We start from the raw sequence: 3,668 nt of genomic DNA, 5'->3' as shown, positions 1-3,668 counted from the left end.
GAGTTCGGAATAAGACATAGGGCAGCACCGTACCGGAAAGGTCAGGTGTTGCACTCAGTTTTTGCCGCCGCCCATCATTCTGTTTCTGGTTTCGATCACGACCGCAGCTGCAAGTGATAGAGCGTGCAACGAAATCGCTCTTGATCAGGCCTATCGTTATATAGATGTGCGTGGAACTAGGGCGTGTTTTGTCTATACGAAAACAGATGAGCAATATGGCGGGCAATTATCGCGCGATCCTGACGGAATTTCTGTATATGCAATCTCGAAATCTGGAAAGCCGACGCTTGTTTATGAGTTACCGTATGCCGGGACAAAAGGAAAAGTCATTGATGCGTTTCTTCTTTCTGTGGATGGTGGGCCCGATGAAATGCTTTTTGTCATTCACAGTATTGAAACGCCAAGGTCTTGGGATGCTGTAAGCGATATTTATGATGTAAGTGTTATAAGACTTCAAGAAGAAACTCTAGTCCAAGACAAAAAGCTTTCTCGTTTTTTTGATTTGGGTGGGAATTTAGTCGATGCGCAAGGACGAACTACTTATTTATACCCATACAAAAACAAAAAAGCAGTAGAGGAAGCGGTTCGTTCCCGCCTATTTGACGCTATCCATTCGTCTACTCCAATCGAGGGTACGATGCAGGAAAAGTCCTTCCTTTATGGCGGTGAATTAGAGCCGTTTTTGCAGGATCCAAGCAAAATGTATTTGATTAAAGGCGATCAGATCACATTGAAAGACTCAACGGCAGGCTGGTGTAAGGTCTCGTACACGACGAAAACAAAGCCGATCACAATGTGGGTGCAATGTAAGTCGATAAAGTTTCCATAATACAACCAATTTCTCTCTGTCTATCAATATCGGATTGGTATGGTCATGTTTTTGGTGTGCCACAGAAGATAGTTAGCCCGTGAGTATTCTTGGATGTAGCCAGGTTAAAGAAAGGTTTAGCTAATGATGAACAAAACAAAGATAAGACAGAGGCAGAGCCAGAGCTACATGATCGAGACAAAGACGCCTACAAAAAAGGCTGGAAAGGCCAGTCGGCTGAGCATGCGTGGATCTATTCAGGGGTGTGTTATGCCGATCATGTTCTGGATAAATAAATTTAAAACGTTGTTGGTCGCTGGATCAATGACTGTGATGTGCGTGAAGAGTATGTGTGCCAGCGCTGCCGTGTCATGGGTTGACAGTGAAGCGGGCCGCGTACATTTGAAAATGGAAGACGGAAGTGTTTTTGATTTGAAACTGCTTCCGGAGGCGAAGGGGGTTTTTTATAGCCCGGACAAGCATGCTGTTGAGGGGAGATATTACCTTTCTTTATTTCAAGTTTTGCCGTCCAGTCCCCGGAAGCCTGAAGGTTTATGCGGCGCAGGCAGTGAAGTTTTTCTGGTTGTCTTTAAAGAGACAAATGCTGGTTTTAGCGAGCAACTGAGGGTGTTGGTCAGCAGTTGTTTACGCTCAATTTCAATGGCCAGTCAAAACACCGGAAAATTAAATCAAGACACGGATTTTTCTTCAGTGCAATGGGATGCAAAGGGGTTTTTCATTGACTGGTTTTACAACTCGGATGCCACGGGGCAGCCGCTAAGTTCAACTCACTATCGGCTGTATAACAACGGTTTTTCTAAGGTGGACGTTGTCAGTAAAGAAAGTTCAAGTGAGTAGGTGATCGTGTAGGTTTTATATAAGGAATATGGCATGCGAGGCATTATTCGTATAGGTGATTTGACATCAAGTGGCGGTACAGTTCTGACGGGCTCTACAGTCATGAAATTTGATGGTATCGGTGTGGCGCGTCAAGGCGACTTGGTTTTATGTCCCCTTCCGGGCCATGGTCTTAATGCAATTGCGACAGGGCATTCGGCGTTTAAAGAGGGGGGGCTGCCTGTCGCCTTTCTGGGCGATTTGTGCCTCTGTGGCTGTGTGTTGATTTCGTCATTGCCCAATGCGGGTGCGAGCTGATCATGCCCGTCAGACTGGATAAAATCCCCGCACTTGCGCCTCGGCCTGCCAAGCCTCGTATCTGGCTCTGGCTGGGGTTGCTCCCGTTACTTTTACTATTGGGTATGGGAGTGATGTTGCTGTTCGGTTCTCAATCGTTGCAGCAGTCTGTGAGTTTTTGGACGCTGGGCTTGGGGGCTCCACTTTTGAGCTGGTGCCTGCTCTGTTTTGGTCGTGCATTAATGTTTTTCGGCCAGCAATACGCCGCCGATGGGTGGGATGAGGCGCGTGAACTGGATTTAATCCGCAAGGTGCGATGTGGGAGGCGGTCTCAGCAAGTGTTGGGGACGAGCCTATTTAGCGCTTTGCGAGAGCCGGGAGAGCAAGGGACGGCACAATCGGATGCTTTACTGAGCGGCAGTAGCGCTCTAGAGGCACAGCCGTGTTGGCTGGATGGATCGCCCGTGCGTCATAGCCGATTATCCAGGCTCAGCGATGAAGACCCCGAACTTACCCTGTTTGGCATTCTGGAGCAGGTGCTTGCTGAACTGTCGCCAGCCCTTGCCAAGATGCCACAGGATACGCCTCTAGCCTTGCTGCTGGAGATCGACAGCCATTTGCCGCAGAACCTGCTGAGCCGGATATGGCGAAAGGCGTGGAGTGCGTCCGGTATCCGTCAATCAACCGTCCCTGTTACCGGGGTCGGTCTGGACGCTTTGGATCTGTGGCTCGACCTGCGCATTGACGATCACGCGTTACTGATGGTGGTGGCCGTTCAGTTTTCACCGACTCAGCCCGCAGGCACCGCGGAGGTTGCAGTTGGATTATTGCTGGGCAACCGGCTTACGCAAACCACATTGCCCGCTATTGCCTATCTCCATCGACCTGAACAGGAGCGAGGGTTAACCCACGAGCATCTGCTCTATGCCGCCCGTCAAGCCTTGGACTGGGTGCCACTGACTGCGCAATCCATTGAGCGGCTTTGGCGAGCGGGAATTGACGCACGACGTGAGGGGGCTATCGCGGCAACTCTCAATGCAGTCCCTTTACCCAAGCAGCCCAAGCAGGAACTGTGCGATCTGGATGCTTTATTAGGTCATGCAGGACACGCGTCTCCTTGGCTGGCCATTGTCGCTGCGGCGCAGACGTTAGAGCGCGGTGCTGGGCCGCAATTCGTTTTCAGTGGCGGCAGCACTTCAGATGCAGGCCTCTGGGGCACGGTTTTGACGCCTGCCTCACCGCCATCAAAGTAGGAATATTGAATGCAATTTCGTCACTCTTTAGGATTCGTTCTGCTGGTCGGCGTGCTGTTGCTGATTTGCATGGTTATGGGTTTTTTTGTCTGGTTTTACCCCGAGTGGCTGGGCGTCCGTGCCGCAAGTGACCGCCAACTCATTTGGGTATTTGGGGTAACAGCTGCAGCTGTTGTCATCCTGGCTGTTTCGGCTGCGTACCGTTGGTTGGGTCGCAATCTTGGACATTCGACTTATCAGCACCTGCCATCTGATGATGCGCGAGCGCTTAAGCAAGACACTCCTGATAAAAGCCCCGTGTGGGGACCACTGCGTGATGATTTGCGCGACAACCACGGCCTCTTCTGGCGCCGTAAAATCCGCCTGCTGCTCATCGTGGGCGAGCCCACCGAGGTGGACGCCATCGCCCCCGGTTTGAGGGATCAGCTCTGGCTGGAAGGGCAGGACACGGTGTTGCTGTGGGGCGGCAGTGT

The 3,668-nt window shown here is 51.1% G+C and carries 4 protein-coding genes and 1 pseudogene; all 5 read left to right on the top strand.

Annotated features, from left to right (window positions below):
- The first annotated feature begins 61 nt into the window (after positions 1-61).
- On the top strand, positions 62-829 hold the full coding sequence (locus GHN86_RS22730; protein ID WP_153387365.1) for a hypothetical protein: 768 nt from the start codon (positions 62-64) through the stop codon (positions 827-829).
- 249 nt (positions 830-1,078) lie between these two features.
- Positions 1,079-1,666, top strand: coding sequence for a hypothetical protein (locus GHN86_RS22725; RefSeq protein WP_153382712.1), 588 nt, complete (start codon positions 1,079-1,081; stop codon positions 1,664-1,666).
- Between the two features lie 33 nt (positions 1,667-1,699).
- On the top strand, positions 1,700-1,963 hold the full coding sequence (locus GHN86_RS22720) for a PAAR domain-containing protein (protein ID WP_153382714.1): 264 nt from the start codon (positions 1,700-1,702) through the stop codon (positions 1,961-1,963).
- Positions 1,964-1,965: 2 nt separating this feature from the next.
- Positions 1,966-3,195 (top strand): hypothetical protein, encoded by a 1,230-nt coding sequence (locus GHN86_RS22715; protein ID WP_153382716.1) that lies wholly within the window; start codon positions 1,966-1,968, stop codon positions 3,193-3,195.
- Between the two features lie 9 nt (positions 3,196-3,204).
- Positions 3,205-3,668 (top strand): annotated as a pseudogene (locus GHN86_RS22710) (type VI secretion protein VasK); the annotation flags it as partial.

Origin of the sequence: Pseudomonas helleri (assembly GCF_009600315.1) — a bacterium.
GTDB classification, from domain to species: domain Bacteria; phylum Pseudomonadota; class Gammaproteobacteria; order Pseudomonadales; family Pseudomonadaceae; genus Aquipseudomonas; species Aquipseudomonas helleri_A.
Note: the sequence above shows the minus strand (reverse complement) of the source record. Positions and strands in the feature narration are given on the sequence as shown.

Coding starts and splice junctions, on each gene's coding strand:
- GHN86_RS22720 (WP_153382714.1), top strand. CDS start 1,700: ATGCGAGGCATTATTCGTATAGGTGATTTGACATCAAGTGGCGGTACA.
- GHN86_RS22715 (WP_153382716.1), top strand. CDS start 1,966: ATGCCCGTCAGACTGGATAAAATCCCCGCACTTGCGCCTCGGCCTGCC.
- GHN86_RS22725 (WP_153382712.1), top strand. CDS start 1,079: ATGCCGATCATGTTCTGGATAAATAAATTTAAAACGTTGTTGGTCGCT.